This window comes from Mesorhizobium sp. NPDC059054, assembly GCF_042739215.1.
Lineage (GTDB): Bacteria > Pseudomonadota > Alphaproteobacteria > Rhizobiales > Rhizobiaceae > Mesorhizobium.
The window spans coordinates 96,335-115,425 of sequence record NZ_JBHYHV010000003.1; the positions used below are offsets into that span (position 1 = coordinate 96,335).

Here is a 19,091-nt window from a genome sequence, read left to right on the forward strand (position 1 = left end):
TTTTGAACGCGCGGGTAGTTTCCCCTCGCCCGCGTATGAATCTCCGTCTCTTTCAGCATGGCGCACCGCGGATGCGCTGCGGGCATTGGGGGAATGCCTTAGCAAAATCGTACCGGACAGTTCTTGCCGCGCTTCTGATCTCGACGGCACTGCCGTCTCTTACCGCTGCGCAGAGCATTGGTGACCCGACCGATCCCGCGACCTGGCGTACGCCGGAATTCATGGCGCAGTGGGGGCTCTACTGGATCGGTGCCGATTTCGCTTACGCGAAAGGGCTCGACGGTACCGGTGTGAAAGTGGGGGTCGTCGATACCGGTCTGGACGTCGACCATCCCGAGTTTGCTGGTCGATATGCTGAAGGGATTACCTTCAATCCTGAAATGCCGTGGAATGCCGACAAAAACGGGCACGGCACAGCGGTAGCCTCCGTGATTGCCGCCAACCGCGACGGCAACGGCATGCATGGTGTGGCGCCCGGGGCAACAATCGTCATGGCCAATCACGACACCGGCGGCGTTTTTATCGATCTGGAAGCTGCGACCCACGGAATCCACACCCTCATCCGCCAGGGCGTGCGGATCATCAACAACAGCTATGGCGGCTATCCCGTCACCAGTACCACAGCCGGAGAATTTGAAAACGATGCCCCGGACTATCTGGCGACGTCGCGTTACGCTGTTTCCAGCGGGGCGCTGCTGATCTTTGGCACGGGGAACGAGGGCGCCACACAACCGGCGGATCTGGCCGGACTTCCTTATCTCTTCCCGGAACTGGAGCGAGGTTGGCTGGCGGTCGCCGCAACCGGCCCAAACTATATGCCCGGCTATTCCAATCGGTGCGGCGTGGCCATGAACTGGTGCCTGGTAGCACCCGGTGGTGGCCCCGGATGGGAATGGGATCCAAACATAAACGACTATGTCTGGAGAGGGCTCGAGGACGGAATACTGGTCGCCAAGCCCGGCGGTGATTATGAGAAAACCCTGGGAACGTCCTTCGCCGCGCCACATGTATCCGGTGCCGCCGCACTCGTCGCGCAGGCGTTCCCCTATATGACCATGGACCAGGTGCGGCAGGTGCTGCTCGGCACAGCATGGGATGTCGGCGCTCCCGGCGTCGATCCGGTGTTCGGCTACGGCCTGCTCGACGTCGGCAAGGCGGTGCGTGGACCGGGCAAATTCGACTGGGGCGATTTCGTCGCTGACGTTCCCTCCGGCCGCAGCACCTGGGAAAACGACATCACCGGCAATGGCGGGCTGGTCAAGGCCGGCTATGGCGCGCTGATCCTGACGGGTGACAGCAGCTATCGCGGCGATACGCGCATCGCGCAAGGCGTGCTGGCCGTCGACGGCAGCATCCGGTCGGACACGTTGATCGAACCCGAAGGCGTGCTTTCCGGCGGCGGCACCGTGCACGGCGATGTGCTGAACGACGGCGCCGTCTATGGCGGGCTCGGCAGCCAGGGCGGCACCCTGACCATCGACGGCAACTACACGCAGTCGCCCGATGCCGGGCTGATGGTGATGGTCGGCGCGCCGCAAGGCACCAGTCGGGTCGACGTGACCGGCTCCGCCAACGTCAGCGGCTGGGTCGACGCACTGGTGCCGATGGGTGGCTATCGGGGCGACGCCCGTTACACCGTGCTCACCGCGCTCGGCGGCATCAGCGGGCGCTTCGAGGACGATTGCGGCTGCTATGCCTTCCTCGACCTCAAGCTCTCCTACGACCCGACCGCGGTCCATCTCGACGTCGCCCGCAACACGGTCGCCTTTGCCGACAGGGCGGCGAGCCGCAACGGCGCAGCCGTCGCCGCCGCCGTCGAGAAGCTCGGCATCGGACAGCCGTTCTACGATCTTGCCGTGACCCTGAGCGGCGACGACGCAGCCGACCTGTTCGGGCAGTTGCCCGGCGAGGTCCATGGCTCGACCGTCACCGGCCTGATCGAGAACAGCCAGTTGATCGGCACCCAGATGAACGACCGGCTGCGCTCGGCCTTCGAGACAGTGGGCGCCCAGCCGCCGCCAATGCTGGCCTATGACGACGACGCAAAAGACATCACGACCGCCTCGGTCCGGACCGCAGAACGCCACAGTGCCTGGGGCTCTGCCTTCGGTTCCTGGGGCTCGACGGATAGCGACGGCAACGCCGGCAAACTGTCGCGCTCCGCCGGCGGCTTCGTCACCGGCGTCGACGGCCTCGTCGGCAATGGCGGGCAGCTTGGCGACTGGCGCCTCGGCTTCCTCACCGGCTACAGCCATTCCAGCCTCAAGATCGATGACAGGAAATCATCGGCTTCCAGCGAGAATTACCATCTCGGCGTCTATGGCGGCACGCAATGGGGTGCGCTTTCCTTCCGTTCCGGCCTGACCCACACATGGAGCAGGATCGAAAGCGGCCGCCAGCTCGCCCTGGGAGATTTCGCCGGCAGCGAAAGCAGTGACTACCGCGCCGGCACCACGCAGCTGTTCGGCGAACTGGGCTACGGCATGAAGGCAGGCAGCGTCGCCCTCGAGCCCTTCGCCAATCTGGCCTATGTGAACGTCCACGCCAGCGGCTTCACCGAACAGGGCGAAGCGGCGCTGACCGTCCATGGCGGCTCCAACGCCGTCACCTTTTCGACGCTCGGCCTGCGTGCTTCGACCGACTTCGACGTCGGCACGATGAAGGCAACCGCGCGCGGCACGATCGGCTGGCGGCATGGCTATGGCGATGTCACCCCGACCGTCTCCCAGGCTCTGGCCGGCTCCGATGCCTTCACGGTGGCCGGCGCGCCGATCGCCAGGGATGCGGCCGTGCTCGAAGCCGGGCTCGACTTCGCCATCGCACCGGCTGCAAGCCTCGGCGTCTCCTATCAGGGGCAGATTGGCACCCAATCGCGGGATCACGGCTTCAGGGCCGATCTGAGTGTGAGGTTCTGAAGGGACAGAGCCGATAGCGGAGAACGACGAAAGGCGGGGGCGAAAAAGCAAATCGCCGCCGGCGTGAAGCTCGGCGGCGGAAAGGCTGTCGGCAGCACTGGCCTATTTCAGCTTGTCCTTGACCTTGTCCAGGGCCGCCATGGCGCATTCCTCGTCGAGGTTGCCGCCTGGGGCGCCGCCAATGCCGATCGCGCCGATGGTTTCCTCGCCGAGCTTGATGGGCACGCCGCCGGCCAGGGCCAGATAGCCGGGGATGTCGGCCACACCGGCGGCTCCCGGATTCTCCTGCACGGTTTTCGCGATCCCGCTCGTCGGCGAGCGGGAAGACGCGGAGGTGAAGGCCTTTGCCTGCGCGGCGCCGATGGTGTGGGGGCCGGCTGCGTCGGCGCGCATGAGAGCCCGGAGCAGGCCGGCGCGGTCGACGACCGCGACCGAGACATTGTAGCCCTTGGCGGCGCAAGCGGCGACGCCCTCCTGGGCGAGTTCGGTCGCCGTTGCCAGCGAGATGTTTCTTTCGGTCAACTCCTCGGCAGATGCTGCCGATCCGAGGGCGAAGAAAGCGACAGACGCGCAAACAAATTTCTTCATCATGGTCTCCAAACATATGTCGGGTACCCGCCGGGCGGGCCGATTGAAAAGTGTCGAGATCAATAGGGATGTTGACGGATGGCGCGCTCCTTCTGTCGTCTTGCAGCAGAGGCCCCACGCCCATAAGGCTCGTCTAATTTAGAAGAACACAGGCGATCCGCGCCGACAAGCCAAGGCCGCCAAAGTGGTAAATGCAGCTCGCCTGACAAAGGAATGGAGAGCCGCCGGCGCGCGGCCCCTACCAGGGCCGCGATGGGCTATGCGGATTTCTGGCGGCTGAACCAGTAGACCGCGACGGCGATCGCCGCCGCGACTTCGAGCTGGTAGATCGTCAGGGTAAGCCAGTCTGGCAGGTTCACAGTCGAATTCGTGACCCCTTCGAAAAATCCGAAGGGAAAACTGACCGCGAACGAGATGATGAAGTGAGCGACCGATCCCACAACGACTGCCCAGAAAATCCGCATAGCAATCTCCGCACGGGAGGTTCAGGGAACCACACATGGCGCGGACGGGCAAGTTGCGGCCGGGGAGGCGAGCAGTCGTTTGCCGGCTGTTATTTCGGCACCTGATCCTTCGCCCGGTACGCTTCGGGAATGACATAGACCTCGTCGGCACGGCCATATCCGCCGTCCGGCACCTCCTCGATCAGCACCATGGTGTGCGGACGAACGGCCTCGCTGAAATAGTCGACGAACAGCGACGTGACGCGATGGACGATCTCTTCCTTCTGGACTTTCGACAGGGCCGCCTGCGGCACCTTGATGTTGGCGAAGGGCATGACGGGTTCTCCTTGGGTTGATTGGGTGGCGGGGAAGAAGTTGCGGCAAGGATCGAGCTGGGCCAAGTGGATGGCGGGCTATCATGGGGGGCATGGCGCTATCGCCCCCTCTCCGTCTCGGCTTCGCCGAGCCACCTCCGGCCCTCGGCTATGGCCTCGGGCGTTCGACCCCTTTGAAAGGTCCACTGGACCTTTCAATTCGCCGTTGGCGAACCGGGCTCTCACCCCACCGCCTTCGGCAGGGGCGAGGAACCGCAGTTGCAAAGCCGGCGCTCTTCCAGCTTGGGTTCCTCGCCCCCATGAAATGGGGGAGAGGTGGCTTTGCCGCCGCCAGGGCAAGACGGAGAGGGGACAGCGCTTGAGCTTGTCGTCCGCCCTCAGATCACGCCGCCATTGGCGCGGATGACCTGGCCGTTGATCCAGCCGGCTTGCGGTGAGGCGAGGAAGGCGACGACGCGGGCGATGTCGTCCGGCTGGCCGAGGCGCTTGAACGGGTTCATGCCGGCAATGGCGCGGATCTGGTCCTCGCTCTTGCCCTCAAGGAAGAACTGTGTTTCGACCGGGCCGGGCGCGACCGCGTTGACGGTGATGCCGCGCGGCCCGAGCTCCTTGGCCAGGATATGCGTCATCGCTTCCACCGCCGCCTTGGTGGCGGCGTAGACGCCGTAGCCCGGCTGGTAGAGCCCGACGACGCTGGACGAGAAGGAGACGATGCTGCCGCCATCGCGCAGCCGCCGCGACGCTTCGCGCATGCCGCGGAAGACGCCGCCGAGGTTGAGCGCGACCTGGCGGTCGAAATCGACATCCTCGACCTCGGCGAGCGTGCCGAGCTTCATGGTGCCGGCGTTGTTGACCAGCACATCAACGCCACCGAATGCCTGTTCGGCTACATCGAACAGCGTCGGCATGCCGGCGGCCTCGCCGATATCGGCCTGGACGGCGACGGCGCGGCCGCCTTCCCGCTCGATGGCGGCGACGACCTGCTCGGCTTCCGCGCGTCCACGCGCATAATTGACGATGACGGCGAAACCCTCGCGGGCAAGCTGTTGCGCCACGGAGGCGCCGATGCCCCTGGATGCGCCGGTGACGATGGCGACACGTTGCTCTTGCATGATCGATCTCCTGTGTTGTGGTCAGGAGATAGCGATCGATGCGCCCGGGATAATCGCCCTGTTCTCGTCATCACTATTCGAATATTCTGAACAATCAAAACGGCAGGGAGCTGGAATGGATCGCCTCGAGCAGATGCGCCTGTTCGTGCAGGTGGTGGAACGGCGCAGCTTCACGGCGGCAGCGGCGGATCTCGGCCTGCCGCGCTCCACCGCCACCGAGGCGCTGAAGAGCCTGGAAGCCAATCTCGGCGCCCGCCTGCTGGAGCGGACGACGCGGCATGTGGCGCCGACGCCGGACGGCGAGGATTATTACCGGCGTTGCCTGGACATCCTCGCGCAGCTCGATGAAGCCGAAAGCGACCTGCGCGGCGGCCAGCCGCGCGGACAGCTCAGGGTGGATGCCCCCGGCCTTTTGACCCACACCTTCCTGTTGCCGCGCCTGCCCGAATTCCTGGCGCGCTATCCGCTGATCGACCTGCATCTGGGGCAAGGCGACCGGCTGGTCGACCTGGTGCGGGAAGGCATCCATTGCGCGATCCGCGCGGGGGAGCCGGCGAGCAGCGGCATGATCCTGCGCAGGCTGGGAACGATCGAGGAAATCACGGCCGCCAGCCCGGCCTATCTCGCGCAGCACGGCACGCCGCAAAGCCCGGATGATCTGGACGGACACCGCATGGCAGGCTTCGTGTCGTCGCGCACCGGCGAGGTGATGCCGCTGGAGTTCATGGTGGATGGCAGCGTGCGCAAGATCGTGCTGCCCAGCCGCGCGACCAGCAACAATTCGGACACGGTGGCGGGTCTCGCCCGGCTCGGCCTCGGGATCATCCAGGCGCCGCGCTATCGCTTCACGCAGGATCTGGCGAGCGACGTGCTGGTGGAGATCCTTGGCGCCACGCCGCCGCCGCCCACGCCGCTGTCGGCGCTCTATCCGCAGAACCGCCAGGTCGCGCCGCGCCTGCGGGTTTTCCTGGACTGGGTGGCGGAGGTGTTCAGGCAGGCGGTGCTTTAGCCCGGCGTCTCAAGCCGATACGCTACAGCCAACTGTTCGTGAATGACATCGCTGCGAGAATCCACGCCACGCCTCCGTAGGTGGCTGCGAACCAGCCGAACAGGACACCGGCAAGCCGGTTGGCATGCGAGCGCCAGATCAGCACCGCGATGACCAGAAGTTGCAGGCCGGCGAAGGTCAGCAGAATCCAGCCCGGCTCCATCACCTGACCGCGCAGGATGGTGGCAAGCACGACGAGAGCGTGAGAAAGGACGATCGTCAGCGCAGCCGTCGTCAAATCTGGTAGCTTTCTCCGGACCAGCACCAGAATGACCGCCAGCCAGAACGTGAATGCGCCGGTGAGGGTGAGATACGCCGCGATATCGCCGGTGAACGATGCCGCGCGGACCATCGAAACGTACCACATCGGCAGCCCGAGAAGCGCCCACAATACGATCTGCATCGTAACCCCCAAGATCGCGCCAGCAGACTTCCACTTTATCGCAACTGCAAGGTGCGATTTGTGGACATGGTAACCGACGCGACAATACGGGCCCGACAAGCCAGGTCTGTTTGCGCCGGTCAAAAATTCACCGGATTGTCCGCCGCAAATCCGGTCCGATTGGAGAGTGTCGATGCGACCCTGGATGCTTGCCTTTGTCATTGCGCTGTTCCTGCACGGCCACGCCGCCGCGGAACCATGGCCGACCGCCGATCCCAAGGCCGCCGGCTGGTCGATGCCAAAACTCGCGGCGGTGGAAGAGGCCTCCAAGGCGCTGAAGCCGGCGGCTTTCCTCATCGTGCAGGACGGCAAGGCGATCGCCAGCTGGGGCGACGTGACCGCCAAGATCAACGTCGCCTCCGTGCGCAAGAGCCTGCTCAGCGCGCTTTATGGCATCGCGGTTTCCAAAGGGCGCATCGACCTGTCGAAAAGCCTGGCCAGCCTCGGCATCGACGACAAGGCGCCTGCCCTGACGGATACCGAGAAGACAGCGACCGTGCGCGACCTACTGATGGCGCGCTCGGGCATCTACCACCCGGCCGCGCATGAGACCAAGGCGATAAAACGCAAGCGCCCGGAGCGCGGCAGCCATGCGCCCGGCTCTTTCTGGTTCTACAACAATTGGGATTTCAACGCGCTGGGCACCATCTACCGCCAGCTGACGGGCGAGGATATTTTCCAGAGCTTCGGGACGCGGATCGCACGGCCGCTCGGCATGGAAGACTTTTCGCCCGCGGATGGCCGCTATGCCACCGAAGCCGCTTCCGAACATCCAGCCTATCCGTTCAGGCTCAGCGCCCGCGACGCCGCTCGCTTCGGCCAGCTCTACCTCAACGGCGGCAGCTGGGCCGGCAAGCAGATCGTGCCGGCCGCCTGGGTGAAGGAATCGACCACCGCCTACTCATGGACCAAACGCGGGCGGCAGGGCTACGGCTATATGTGGTGGGTTCTGTCGCCCGAAGAATGGGGACCGAACGCCGCCTATGCCGCCGGCTTCGGTGGCCAGGTCATCGCCTATGTTCCATCCAAGAAACTGGTCGTGGTGCAGATGGTGGACCTCAAGCAGACTCCCGAAGGGATCAAGACGAGCGATTTCCTCAAACTGCTGAAACAGATAGCCGCCGCCGCGCCGTAGCCGAAAGATAGATATCGGCGGTCACGATGCCGGCCAGGGCAGATCGCCGCCGGGTTCGCGATGCTCAGGCATCGATTTCAGCTGGTCTTCGGTGAAGGCGGTGACGGCATGAACCTCGCCGTCTTCATCGCGCATGAAATCCATCTGGCTTGCGCGCAGCGCCACCGGCTTGGTGCCGAGGCCGAGGAAGCCGCCGACATCGACGATGACCTGGCTTTCGGCGCCGATGCCGTGAACATGGGCGACCGAACCGATCGTGTCGTCGTTCGGGCCATAGACGGTGGCGCCGGCCAAGGTGGCGGAGTTGAGTTCGGCCGGTGTGAGGCGCACGTGATCGGTGTGGTCCATGGTTGTCTCCGTCTGTTGTGCATGACCCCGTCCGGAAAATCGGCAACGCGGCCCATGCTTTTCAGGTCAGACAACCCCAACCGGCGAACGGACCTGCCGTTCCGAAAAATGTGCACTGTCTGAAGCGGCGGAGCGGCGCCGGGCGAAAGGCTATGGCAGGTTGACGTAGACCTGGTGGAGCAAGGCCACCGCCCCGATCAACGCACTTGCGACCGTCGCCCAGGCCACCAGGTGAGCGAGAATATAGGTGCGAGGACCGAGTTCGTGCTTCGTGACGACCGGGGCTCCGTTCCAGTGCAACTGCCGGGTGCCACGATGGATGCCGAGCTTGCCTATATCCTCGAGCGAGACCGGTTCGACGCCTTCCGGCCAACCCGGCTTGCCGGGGTGTTCGCCGCCGTCCGCACGCTTCGGATCGATCGCTGGCATCGTCGCCTCCACAAGCGAAGATAGAGCAGAGTCGCCTGGCGCGGGCAAGGAGAGCGGCGCGAGAAGCGTTGGAGCGTTTCTTCTTCTCGGAGCGACCGAAGGGCGAGTGTCGGGGCCGAAAGTGGACAAGACACAGCGCCCAGACCAAGCATCGGTTCCATTCCACCAACGTTCCGGAATGGATCCCCGACACTCTCCAGTCGCTTCGCTCCCTGCGAGGTCGAGGATGACGGTGGTGGGGGTGCGTCGACTATTCTCCAACGCTGATGGTGACGCCAGCGTTGGTGGTTGGCGCGAAACATAGGAATGCCGTCATCCTCGACCTCGGAGCGACCGCAGGGCGCGGAGAGTGTCGGGGATCCATTCCGGAACGTGGAGGAAGGCACAGCGGTGCAGACCTCGGTTCGGCGCCAACTGTCGCCGCCGGTTATGGCCCCTCAATTGAACGAAAACGTCACGAACTGGTCGAGTTCGTCGGCCGGCCGGTAAGGCTGGCGGCGCAGCGTCACGGAACGATCCCGGAAATCGGCATCCGCCTCTGCCAAGGCTCGCACCTCGCCCCGTGGCGACGTCGCAGTGAAGTTGAAGAGCGACACCGCAATGTTGTCGAAAGCCGCCTCGCTGGATCGGTAGCGGCCCGGAGCCCCGTTGGCGCGTTCGAACAAGGACAGCACCTCGCGGGCACCGAGCGCAAAAACGAGCTTGCCGTCGTAACGCGCCTGCTTATGCCGGGCCTCGACCGTGACGCCATCGAGCCGGTCGTCCCGGTATTCGAGCAGAATCGGGATCTGCCCCTTCGTCAGATTCTGCGTCGCGAAATTGGCCAGCTCCCGTGCGGCGCGGCGCACGGCTGCAATGGTTTCTTCCGACATGGATGCACCCTGCTGGGCGATCACCGCTTCGACATCGTCGGCGACATCGGCCTGCGACATCAGCGGGCCGGGCTCGCCATAAAGCGACGCCAGCGCGGCGACTGCCTCCGGCGAGAGACCGAAGGCGAGACGACCGATGCCATGATGCGGAGAGATCAGCCAATCGGCATTCATGTCTTCAGCCTCGAGTGACCCAGCCGGCGCCAACAGAGCAGCGCAGAGGAACGCTGGTAAGAAGATCGCTCGCATGAACCGGATTGCAACCTCAGGCATCGCCGCGCCCCCTGTCGATGCCCGGTCCGGCGGCCTTCGCCCTGACTGCGCGCCACAGGCCGAACAGGAAGACCGCTCCGCCGATGACGAAGGTGGGCACGAAGAGCTGCAGTGCCTCCCAGTCACGCCATTTCAGCGAAAAACCGGTGCATCCCGTCGGGCTCATGCCGCAGGCGAAGGCATTGAGCAGATACCAGCCGGCGAAGGTAACGCCGAAGATGATCGCGCCGACGATCATGAGGATGATTGCGGACTTCATGCCCGCTGATAGCGGCGGTTGGGATTTGGTTCAATGCGAAGTGCGGGTCCAGTGCGAACATGCGACGCTTCCAGAAGAAGCATCGCATCGGCTGCGAGGGCAGTTCGTCGTCTTCATGGCGCTGCCGTTTCGAGCGCCGCGGCCAGTACGTCGGCCAGGCCGCGCCCGGCGCTGCCGTCCTCATCAAGGCGCGGATTGTAGATGGTGATCTCGAGGCCGACTGCCTTGCCGCTCGCCAAGGCAATCCGAAGCGCGGCCGTCAACTCGTCCCACGACAATCCGCCCGGCACGCGAAAATCGACAGCGGGCATGATGGCGTCGTCGAGACAGTCGGCGTCGAGATGGATGAAGAAGCCGTCCAGTTCCGCTCGCGTCAGGTGATCGACCGCTTCGCGCGCAGTCGCCTCGATACCCTTCGCGCGCACAGCGGGGAGGTCAAGCACCTTAAGTTCTTCGGGCAGCGGCTGGCCTCCGTACTCCTCCTGGTCCTCGTGATCGCGATAAGCGAACGCGACGGCGTCTTCAGGGCGGACCAGCGGACCGCGACCTTCGATGTCGGCCAGGAGCGACGGGCCGTAGCCGGTGACGAAGGCGAGGTCCATCGAGGCACCCTCGCCATTGGGTTCCGCCTCGGGCTGGAAGAAATCGGCATGGCCGTCGATGAAGTACAGGCCGTAGCGGCCGCGCCGTCGAAACGCGAGCATCGAGCCCAGCAAAATCGTGCAGTCGCCGCCCAGCACCACCGGAAACGCGCCTGCGCCAAGCACCGCTTCCACCGCATCGGCGAGCTGGGGCGACCAAGCCGCAATTGCCCTGGCGTTCAGGATACCGGTCTCGGGATCGGGCGTTGGGTCCTTCGGGGGCACAGCCAGCCGCCCGGCGTGGCGCGCATGGATGCGCTGCGCAAGGCCAAGGTCGAGGAGACGACCGGACAAGCGCTCCACACCGTCGGTCGCCAGACCCAGCGTGGAAGGGGCTTCGAGAACCGCATAAGGGCTCGGCACAGGCGCGCCTCCGTAGTGACCATTTTCGAGCTTGTTTCGATAACGGCAGCTGCTGTTTTTCGTTCCCGTTGAGCCCTCCGTCTCGGGGCCCGCCTGAAAGCGTGCGGCGCCCGGACTTGGCGCGTTTCCGCGTTTCCGTGAAAAACGGAAACGCTCTAAGGTACCGCCCGGAGAGCGGACATTCTGGCCTCCCAACTCACGGATTTCGACATGTCCCAACATGCGGCGCGACAAGCGGCAGTCAAGAAACCTGCCAACCCAGCCGAAAGCGAGTGGCTTCAGCAAGCAAGAGCTGGCGACGCATCGGCATTCGACCAGCTCATGAAAGCCTATCGCAAGCCGCTGCACACGCATTGCTACCGCATGCTCGGCTCACCCTTCGATGCCGACGATGCCCTGCAGGAGACACTGCTCGCGGCGTGGCGTGGCCTGGGGTCTTTCGAGGCACGCAGTTCGCTCGCCACATGGCTCAACAGCATCGCCACCCGCATTTGCCTGCGCATGATTTCGAAACGCCCACGGCGTCTCACTTCAGGCGATCTCGCCGCGCCGCTTCGGTCCACGGCCGAACTGGGCGAGCCGGTGCCGGGGGCCGTGTGGCTGGAACCGATGCCGGAGAGCGAATTGGCGGCCAGCGAAGACCCGGCAGCGATCCTGCTGCGCCGCGAACATATCGGACTGGCCTTCATTGCCCTGTTGCAGCACCTGCCCGGCATGCAGCGCGCCGTGCTGCTGCTGCGCGAGGTGCTTGGCTACTCGGCCGCAGAAACAGCCGATATCCTTGGAACCACCGTGGCCTCGGCCAACAGTGCGTTGCAGCGCTCCCGACAAACGATGAGGGCGAAGACACCCGCAACCGTGCAGTCCGGCGAGATGCCGCATGTCGATGCGCAGGGGCTCGAACCGCTGCTGCACTCCTTCGTATCCGCCTGGGAAAGTCGCGACCTCACGGCAATGATAGACCTGCTGGCCGAGGATGTCCGCTTCACCATGCCGCCGCTGCCGGCATGGTTCAGTGGCCGCGCGTTTGTCGGAAAATTCTTCGCCGAGCGCGTGTTCGAGACCCCCTGGCGGCTGCAACCGCTGCGCGGCAACGGCCAGCCCGGATTCGCCTGCTATCTGAAGCAGGCTGGCGACGACCGCTTCCGGCCGGGCGGCGTCGTGCTGCTGAGCGTCGCCAACGGCCACATCACCGCCATCGACAGCTTTCTGGACCCTGCGGTCTGCCGTCGGTTCGGGATGCACGACGAGTTTCAGTAGGGCGAGCCGGGACTCCGTCATCCTCGACCTCGGAACGACCGCAGGGAGCGGAGAGTGCCGTCGTAACGCTTAAAATTCGGCATGGTCCAGACCCGGCTTCAATTCGCTTTCTTCCATGGGCCATCGATGTGGCTGGCGGGCTTCTGAGGCGAGATCGATCCCATTCTCCAGCGTTCCGGAATGGATCCCCGACACTCTTCAGTCGCTTCGCTCCCTACGAGGTCGAGGATGACGGAGTTCCCTGGTCGTCTTCGCTCATCACCAGCGTCGATGCCAAGTGCCAACGGTCACAGTTAGCATCGATCATAAATGCAATCCGTCATCCTCGACCTCGGAGCGACCGCAGGGAGCGGAGAGTGTCGGGGATCCATTCCGGAACATTGAAAATTCGACACGGTTCAGAGCCGGCTTCAATCAGCAGAGCAGGTCCACGTCTCCTGAAAAAACAACCGCTCTGAAAATTTTTCACCGCGGAGCGATGAGTTTCCGCATCGCAGTGTCTCTAAGGCAATGACAGGCCCGGAAGGTCCGGGGCTGCATTCCGCAGAAGGACATTTGCAATGGCCAAGCTCGTCGTCAGCATTCTGAGCGCACTCGACAACTACTGCGCCGGCCCAGGTGGCCGGCTCGATATGCTGCCAATGGGGCCGGCGTTCGACGCCCACAACCTTGAACTCATGCGCAGCGCGGGCACGCTGCTCTTTGGTGCCACCACATTCCCCATGTTCGAAGGCTACTGGCCGAATGTCGATCGCGGTCCGGCCAGCGACCCGGTGCAACGCGAGATCGCCGAGCGTGCCGACGCTGCCCACAAGCTCGTCGCCAGCGACACGCTGGTTGTGGCGAAAACGTCTCCCTGGGCCGGCGCCGAGGTGGTGAAAAGGACACGCGTGCATGCGCGGATCACCGAACTCAAGGCCCAGGCCGGTGCCGACCTGCTGATCTTCGGCAGCAGCGTTCTTTTCAACGACCTGCTTGCGCATGGCCTGGTTGACGAGTTTCACCTTCTGGTGGGCAACGTCGTCCTGGGCGGAGGCGTGCGCACATTCCAGCCTGGCTCGAGCGCACCGTTCAGGCTGCTGGGCCAGCGCCGGCTCGCAGGCTCGGATATAGCAGCCTTGCACTACGACTGTCGCGCGCACTGACAGGTTGCTGGACGGTGGACGCCCTTGCGCAGACAGGCCGGGGTGCTTTCCGCGGATTCGACGTTTGGCGACCGCACGGTATCTGCCCCATCCCTGGCGGCCGGTAACATTCGGGGACCGCGCTTCATCGTTTTTGATCGCATCGTTTGCCGGCGCTCCGGAATGCCGCAACACCTGAAATGACCGGGGGTTGCGGCAATTCGCGGCCGCCGGACTGGGAGACCGGTAGCCGGCTCAGCAGTTGAGCGGGGTTCAAATCGCGGAGCGACGCACTAACTCGAACGGCTGAGCTCACGGAACGGGTACCGCATGAACACAGCCAAGAGTGGCCGAAACGGCGCTATCGATGCATTGAAGGGAGCAGGGATCCTGCTCGTCGTCTTCGGCCACCTGATCGAGAAGCCATCCGCGCAATCGATCCTGCTGCAGACGCTCTATACCGATATCTACGCCTTCCACATGCCGCTGTTCGTCTTCCTGTCCGGCATCTTCGCGCGCGACACGCTGAAGAGCAGCGACTACCAGAAGATCGGATGGACGCTGTTCTTCCCGCTCGTCGTCTTCCAGCTCATCTATCTGGGCGCCGGCCGGCTGACCGACTGGTACAGCTATTCGCCGCTGACGCCCTACTGGCTGCTCTGGTTCATCGCCAGCATGATCGGCTGGCGCCTGCTGCTGCCGCTGTTCGCCTCCCCGGTCGGGCTGTCTGTGGCGCTTCTCGGCGCCATCTTCGTCGGCTACGACGATGCCGTCGGCTATGCGCTGAGCGCTGCCCGGACCATCTATTTCCTGCCTTTCTTCGTGCTCGGCCATCTCTACGGCGCGCAGCTGGTGGCATTGGCCGGACGCCATCGCCTCGCCTTCTCCTGCCTGTTCGGGCTGTCCATGCTGGTGGTGACGGTGTGGTGGCTGAACGGCCTCGACGGCTCGGCGCTGACCGGAAGCCGCGACTACTCCAGCGCTGCTCCCTTCTCGGCTTATCCCGGGCTCGGCCGGCTGCTGGTGCTGTCGTTGAGCCTGGCCGCCGTGCTGGGCTTCTGCGCCCTGGTGCCGAGCCGTTCGACGGTGCTTGCCTGGTTCGGCGAGCGCTCGCTGTCGATCTATCTGGTGCACGGGTTGATCGTCATGGTGCTGGCCAGCAGCGGCGTGCTGGGCTCGGTCTCGCTGCCTGTCATGATCGGCGTTTCGATCCTGATCGCCGCGATCTCCGCGACGCTCGACACGCCGATGCGACGCCTGTTCAGCCCGCCGCCGAGGGGGCTGGTCACTTTCGGGGAGATGGCCGGCGGGAGCAAGACGCGCTGAAGGGGAGCCACTCGCCACCCGGAGGAATCGCATATGAGACTCCCCCTCTCCGTCTCGCCCTGCGGGCGAGGAACCCAAGCTGGATGAGCGCCAGCGCTGCAACTGCGGTTCCTCGCCCCTGCCGGAGGCGAGGGAGAGGTGGATCGGGCGAAGCCCGAGACGGAGAGGGGGCAATGCGCCATATGCGATCGCGCTACCCGGCCGCCAGGCGTAACGCGCACCCAGGGACGATGTCCTTCAGCACTCAGTGGCGGCGGGTGTATTCGTAGCGCACGAACAGCCAGGATTTGCCGGTGCCGTTGGCCATCATGACGTGCTGTTCCTTCAGCATGTGGTCGACGTCGGAACTGGAAATCGCCATGTCGGAGACCATGAAGCGGCCTTCGACTTCGGTGCCGAAGCCGACAAAGCCCTGCGGTTCGAACTGGACGTCGATCTTGCCGTCCGTCGCCGGGCCGAAGCTGCGCGCCGGCATGATGGAAACGGGAAAGCGCGTGTCCATGGAGACATATTTCCAGCGCCCCTCGACCCTGTCGAAATTGAGATAGTCGATGCGGGTGAAATCGGGCTGTTTGCCGCCCGGCGCCGGCTTCATGATCTCCTGCAGGATCGGCCCGATCATGGTGCGTTCGGCCACCAGCCCGCGGGCGACGATCGGCTCCGCTCCCGGCGCCGGCCACAGGCTTGCGACGACATCCCATGAGCCGGTCTGCTTGGCGAGCATCTCTTCCAGGGGGCCGGGTTCCGACATGCGCTGGGCGGCGGTCGGCTCGTTGGCCGATACGGGGGCGTTGCCTGCGAACGAGAGGGCCGACGTCACGACAAGAAGGGCGAAACGGAGTCTGGGCATGAAGGTTCTCCTGCCTGCCCCGTCCCTCTCGCATAGTGGACGCTCGGGAGCGGCGGTCAACCCGGTTTTGTCGCAGGGCGATTGCATACGAGCTCCCCCTCTCCGTCTCGCCCTGCGCCGGCGGCAAAAGCCGCCGTGGGCGATCCACCTCTCCCCCGCTTCACGGGGGCGAGGAACCCAAGCTGGATGAGCGCCGGCGCTGCAACTGCGGTTCCTCGCCCCTGCCGGAGGCGGGGGAGAGGTGGATCGCCCGCAGGGCGAGACGGAGAGGGGGATTGCGCGCCATATGCGACTACCCTGCGGTCTTGTCCGCAGACTTGCGGTCCCGGCGCCCGCCCCCGCTGGAAACGCTACAGTCCCAGCGCGGCCTTGCGCCCGTCGTGGATGGCGAAGGCGGCCTGGCGCGGCGCGGTGCAGTCGCCGATCGCGGTGAAGGCGATGCCGCGCGCGTCGAGTTCGGCGGCAAGGCTGTCCTCGGCCATGTTGGTGCCGGCGAAGACCAGCGCGTCCGCCGGGTGCTCTTCGCTCACGCCGGTGAGCAGCGATGCGATCGCGGCCGTCTTGCCATCCCAGTGGACGACGGCGCTCTCGGTGAGGAAGCGCACGCCGAGCCTGGCCAGCGCACGCCGCAGCGGGCCGTCGGCTGCCATGCGCTGCAGCTCCTTGCCGACGAGTGGATCAGGCGTCACCAGCGTGACCTCGTGGCCGTCCTCGGCCAGCCGCCAGGCGGTGCCGCAGCCCTTCCAGTTGCCGCCATCGTCGAGCACGATGACGCGCTTTCCGGGCCGCGCCTCGCGCGCCATCACGGCTTCGGCCGAAAGCACCGTGCCGTCGCCGGGTATGGCGTCGAACTGCGGCAGCGCCCTCTGGAAGGCGCCGTCCTGCGGCTGCGAGCCGGTGGCGACGATGACGTGGTCGACGCCTTCCCGCGCGACATCGTCCGCCTCGACATACTGGCCGTAGCGGACGTCGACCTGGAGCTTTGCGAGCTGGCGCTGGTACCAGTCGATCAGGTCGATGATCTGGGCGCGGCGCGGCTGCATGCCGGCAAGCCGGAACTGCCCGCCGAGACGATCCGAGGCTTCGGCGAGCGCCACCTGGTGGCCGCGCTCGGCGGCCACGCGCGCGGCCTCCAGCCCGGCCGGGCCGCCGCCCACGACCAGCACGCGCCTGGGCCTCGCGGCCGGCGTGAAGCGATCGCCGCCCCACTCCCATTCGCGGCCGGCCGACGGGTTGATGACGCAGCTGATCCAGTAGTCGCGCGAGCGCCGGCCCCAGCACATCTGGTTGCAGGACAGGCAGCCGCGAATGTCTTCGGCCCTTCCCGCGGCAGCCTTGTTGGCAAGGTGCGGATCGGCGATCTGGCCGCGCACGATGGAAACGAGATCCGCACGCCCTTCGCTGAGCACGCTCTCGGCGTTCTGCGGCGTGCGGATATGGCTCTCGGCCGTGACCAGGGCATGGCGCACGGTGGATTTCAGCACCGCCGCGAGGTCAGCGCCGAGCCTCTCCGGATAGAGGAAGGTCGGGATGATCTTGTAGAAGTCGAAATAGCTGCCGGACCCGCAGGTGACATAGTCCATGAGATGGTCGCGGTCGTGCCGGTCGACGATCTCGGCCAGCGCCTCGCGCTGCAGCGCCACCTCGACGTCCGGGTCGTCGTTGATGGCGAGGCCGACGATGAAATCGTCGCCGCATTCGCGGCGGATGCGGCTCATCACCTCACGGCTCATGCGGGTGCGGTTCTCGAGACTGCCGCCCCAGCGGTCGTCGCGCCGGTTCGACCACGGCGTCCAGAACTGGTCGAGCATCGAATGATAGGCGGCCCAGACTTCGACCCCGTCGAAGCCGGCCTCGCGGCAGCGCCGCGCGGCCTGGACGAAGCCGTCGATCGTTTCCTCTATGTCGGCCTCGGTCATGCGGTGCGAGCCGTCGGAATCGTGGTAGCTCGGCAGGCCCGACGGCGACCAGCCGGCATGGAAGGAGTTGTCGGCATCGGCGTGCTGGCCGACATGGTAGAGCTGCTGGATGGCGACGGCGCCATTGCCCTTGATCGCCTCGGTCACTTTACGGAAATGCGGGACGACGCTGTCGTCGGATGGACGGAAATTGCCGCGGGTCAGCACCGCCGCCCGGTGCACGGGCATCGGCTCGACGACGACCATGCCGGCGCCGCCGATGGCGCGCTCGGCATAATAGCCGACATGCTGTTCGGTCGGCAGGCCGTCGGCCGCCATGTTCGCGGTGTGCGCGCCGAAGACGATGCGGTTGCGCAGCGTCTTTCCGCGCAACGCGACCGGCGTGAACAGCCGCTTGAATTCGGACATGGTTGCCTCCCTGGAGCAATGCGCGCCGGTACCCGCTTCGTGTGCCATGGACGAACAATCGAGGCTGGCCGTCAATGTGAACGAAATTCTTCGCTGGTTGAGCTGGAGGCAACCGAGCCAGGGCAATCGGCCAATATGGCGCGTATCAATCGAGCGCGATGCCGTCATTGCCCAGCAGCGGCATCAACAGTGCGAAGAGCTCGGCCTGGGAGGAGATGCCGCAGCGCGCATAGAGCTGCTTGCGGAAGACCTTCACCGTCTGCGGGCTGACGCCGAGATGAAGACCGATCGAAGGGGAAGAGTGGCCCTGCAGGATCAGCAGCGCCACCTCCGCCTGGCGTCGGCTCAGCCCGACGCCATGATGGCTCTTCATGGAAGCGATCAGGTTGTCGATGACCGATGTCGGCCTGCGCTCGCCGGCCGGGTGGACCTCCGAGGCGCTGAAATGCGCGCGCAGCAGCGACATCACGACGGGTTCGTGCTGCCGAAGCTGGTCTTCCGCCTTCGACGAGAAAAGCTGGTCGGAGGAGCTGTCCTTGCCGAGCGAGACGGTGATGGTCGTGTTGTCGCCGACCGGCAGCAGCACCGATATCTCGTCGATGATGCCGATGCGGCCGTAATACCATTTGAAGTAGCGGCTGCGGCGGAACTGGTCCGGCGCGATGTCGAGCAGGCGATAGAGGCCGGGCGCGCCGCGCGTGAGATGGAAGTGGTAGACCGGATCGAGAAGATAGGCGCCCGGCAGATATTGCCTGGCGACGAAGCGGAACACGTCCGGCCCCCGCACGCTCCTGTAGCGTATGTCGGGCGCGTTGGTGCCGACGAAAACGATGACGATGATGTTGTCGTAGTCCATGCAGGAACGCAGGTATTCAGCCATCGCCGGGTAAAAATCGTCGCTTCCGACCCTGTCGATCGCTTGCGCCAGACTGCCGAAGACCGTCTTTGTCACCGAGAATACCCCGATGGGGGTATATACCCCCTTCCACTTGGTACTAATA

At 65.0% G+C, this 19,091-nt stretch carries 19 protein-coding genes; 6 read left to right on the top strand and 13 right to left on the bottom strand.

Translation table 11 applies throughout. The annotated features are described in order from the left end of the window. Nucleotides 1-71 precede the first annotated feature (71 nt). Nucleotides 72-2,915: an autotransporter domain-containing protein gene (locus tag ACFWXH_RS13900; protein ID WP_379121112.1), complete on the top strand. Its 2,844-nt coding sequence runs from the start codon at nt 72-74 to the stop codon at nt 2,913-2,915. A gap of 102 nt (nt 2,916-3,017) precedes the next feature. On the opposite strand, the gene ACFWXH_RS13905 is transcribed toward ACFWXH_RS13900, so the two are convergent. The 4 genes from ACFWXH_RS13905 to ACFWXH_RS13920 form a co-directional block, all read right to left on the bottom strand. After that, nucleotides 3,018-3,503 (bottom strand): heme-binding protein, encoded by a 486-nt coding sequence (locus ACFWXH_RS13905; protein WP_379121114.1) that lies wholly within the window; start codon nt 3,501-3,503, stop codon nt 3,018-3,020. 257 nt (nt 3,504-3,760) lie between these two features. Continuing rightward, nucleotides 3,761-3,967: a hypothetical protein gene (locus ACFWXH_RS13910; RefSeq protein ID WP_054312248.1), complete on the bottom strand. Its 207-nt coding sequence runs from the start codon at nt 3,965-3,967 to the stop codon at nt 3,761-3,763. A gap of 89 nt (nt 3,968-4,056) precedes the next feature. After that, entirely contained in the window at nt 4,057-4,281 is a 225-nt protein-coding gene (locus ACFWXH_RS13915) for a 4-oxalocrotonate tautomerase family protein (protein WP_379121116.1), read from the bottom strand. A gap of 377 nt (nt 4,282-4,658) precedes the next feature. After that, on the bottom strand, nt 4,659-5,393 hold the full coding sequence (locus ACFWXH_RS13920; protein WP_379121118.1) for an SDR family oxidoreductase: 735 nt from the start codon (nt 5,391-5,393) through the stop codon (nt 4,659-4,661). A 115-nt stretch (nt 5,394-5,508) separates the two neighbouring features. On the opposite strand from ACFWXH_RS13920, the gene ACFWXH_RS13925 reads away from it, so the two are divergent. Continuing rightward, the gene (locus ACFWXH_RS13925) at nt 5,509-6,402 is read left to right on the top strand and encodes a LysR family transcriptional regulator (protein WP_379121120.1); all 894 of its coding nucleotides are present in this window, start codon (nt 5,509-5,511) and stop codon (nt 6,400-6,402) included. 22 nt (nt 6,403-6,424) lie between these two features. Here the strand turns inward: ACFWXH_RS13925 and ACFWXH_RS13930 are convergent, their stop codons facing one another. Continuing rightward, nucleotides 6,425-6,844, bottom strand: coding sequence for a hypothetical protein (locus ACFWXH_RS13930; protein WP_379121123.1), 420 nt, complete (start codon nt 6,842-6,844; stop codon nt 6,425-6,427). Between the two features lie 172 nt (nt 6,845-7,016). Between ACFWXH_RS13930 and ACFWXH_RS13935 the strand changes: the two genes are divergently transcribed. Continuing rightward, nucleotides 7,017-8,018 carry a serine hydrolase domain-containing protein gene (locus ACFWXH_RS13935; protein WP_379121126.1) on the top strand — a complete coding sequence of 334 codons (1,002 nt, stop codon included), beginning with the start codon at nt 7,017-7,019 and terminating at the stop codon, nt 8,016-8,018. 21 nt (nt 8,019-8,039) lie between these two features. On the opposite strand, the gene ACFWXH_RS13940 is transcribed toward ACFWXH_RS13935, so the two are convergent. The 5 genes from ACFWXH_RS13940 to ACFWXH_RS13960 form a co-directional block, all read right to left on the bottom strand. After that, a complete protein-coding gene (locus ACFWXH_RS13940; protein ID WP_379121128.1) occupies nt 8,040-8,366 on the bottom strand; it encodes a PRC-barrel domain containing protein in 327 nt (108 codons plus the stop codon). A 150-nt stretch (nt 8,367-8,516) separates the two neighbouring features. Then, nucleotides 8,517-8,795 carry a hypothetical protein gene (locus ACFWXH_RS13945; protein WP_379121130.1) on the bottom strand — a complete coding sequence of 93 codons (279 nt, stop codon included), beginning with the start codon at nt 8,793-8,795 and terminating at the stop codon, nt 8,517-8,519. A gap of 437 nt (nt 8,796-9,232) precedes the next feature. Next, the gene (locus ACFWXH_RS13950) at nt 9,233-9,841 is read right to left on the bottom strand and encodes a hypothetical protein (protein ID WP_379121132.1); all 609 of its coding nucleotides are present in this window, start codon (nt 9,839-9,841) and stop codon (nt 9,233-9,235) included. A gap of 91 nt (nt 9,842-9,932) precedes the next feature. Further along, a complete protein-coding gene (locus tag ACFWXH_RS13955; protein WP_054312257.1) occupies nt 9,933-10,199 on the bottom strand; it encodes a hypothetical protein in 267 nt (88 codons plus the stop codon). 113 nt (nt 10,200-10,312) lie between these two features. After that, the gene (locus tag ACFWXH_RS13960; protein WP_379121134.1) at nt 10,313-11,203 is read right to left on the bottom strand and encodes an arginase family protein; all 891 of its coding nucleotides are present in this window, start codon (nt 11,201-11,203) and stop codon (nt 10,313-10,315) included. Nucleotides 11,204-11,413: 210 nt separating this feature from the next. On the opposite strand from ACFWXH_RS13960, the gene ACFWXH_RS13965 reads away from it, so the two are divergent. The 3 genes from ACFWXH_RS13965 (at nt 11,414) to ACFWXH_RS13975 (ending at nt 14,913) form a co-directional block, all read left to right on the top strand. Beyond that, nucleotides 11,414-12,463 (top strand): RNA polymerase subunit sigma-70, encoded by a 1,050-nt coding sequence (locus ACFWXH_RS13965; RefSeq protein WP_379121136.1) that lies wholly within the window; start codon nt 11,414-11,416, stop codon nt 12,461-12,463. 560 nt (nt 12,464-13,023) lie between these two features. Next, nucleotides 13,024-13,608, top strand: a complete 585-nt coding sequence (locus tag ACFWXH_RS13970; protein ID WP_379121138.1) for a dihydrofolate reductase family protein — start codon at nt 13,024-13,026, stop codon at nt 13,606-13,608. Between the two features lie 309 nt (nt 13,609-13,917). Further along, nucleotides 13,918-14,913: an acyltransferase family protein gene (locus tag ACFWXH_RS13975; protein WP_379121140.1), complete on the top strand. Its 996-nt coding sequence runs from the start codon at nt 13,918-13,920 to the stop codon at nt 14,911-14,913. Between the two features lie 244 nt (nt 14,914-15,157). On the opposite strand, the gene ACFWXH_RS13980 is transcribed toward ACFWXH_RS13975, so the two are convergent. From ACFWXH_RS13980 to ACFWXH_RS13990, 3 genes are all read right to left on the bottom strand, one after another. Continuing rightward, entirely contained in the window at nt 15,158-15,763 is a 606-nt protein-coding gene (locus tag ACFWXH_RS13980) for a hypothetical protein (protein WP_379121142.1), read from the bottom strand. A 350-nt stretch (nt 15,764-16,113) separates the two neighbouring features. After that, nucleotides 16,114-18,090 carry an FAD-dependent oxidoreductase gene (locus ACFWXH_RS13985; RefSeq protein ID WP_379121144.1) on the bottom strand — a complete coding sequence of 659 codons (1,977 nt, stop codon included), beginning with the start codon at nt 18,088-18,090 and terminating at the stop codon, nt 16,114-16,116. A gap of 145 nt (nt 18,091-18,235) precedes the next feature. Continuing rightward, nucleotides 18,236-19,042: a helix-turn-helix transcriptional regulator gene (locus ACFWXH_RS13990; RefSeq protein ID WP_054312265.1), complete on the bottom strand. Its 807-nt coding sequence runs from the start codon at nt 19,040-19,042 to the stop codon at nt 18,236-18,238. Between the last annotated feature and the right edge of the window lie 49 nt (nt 19,043-19,091).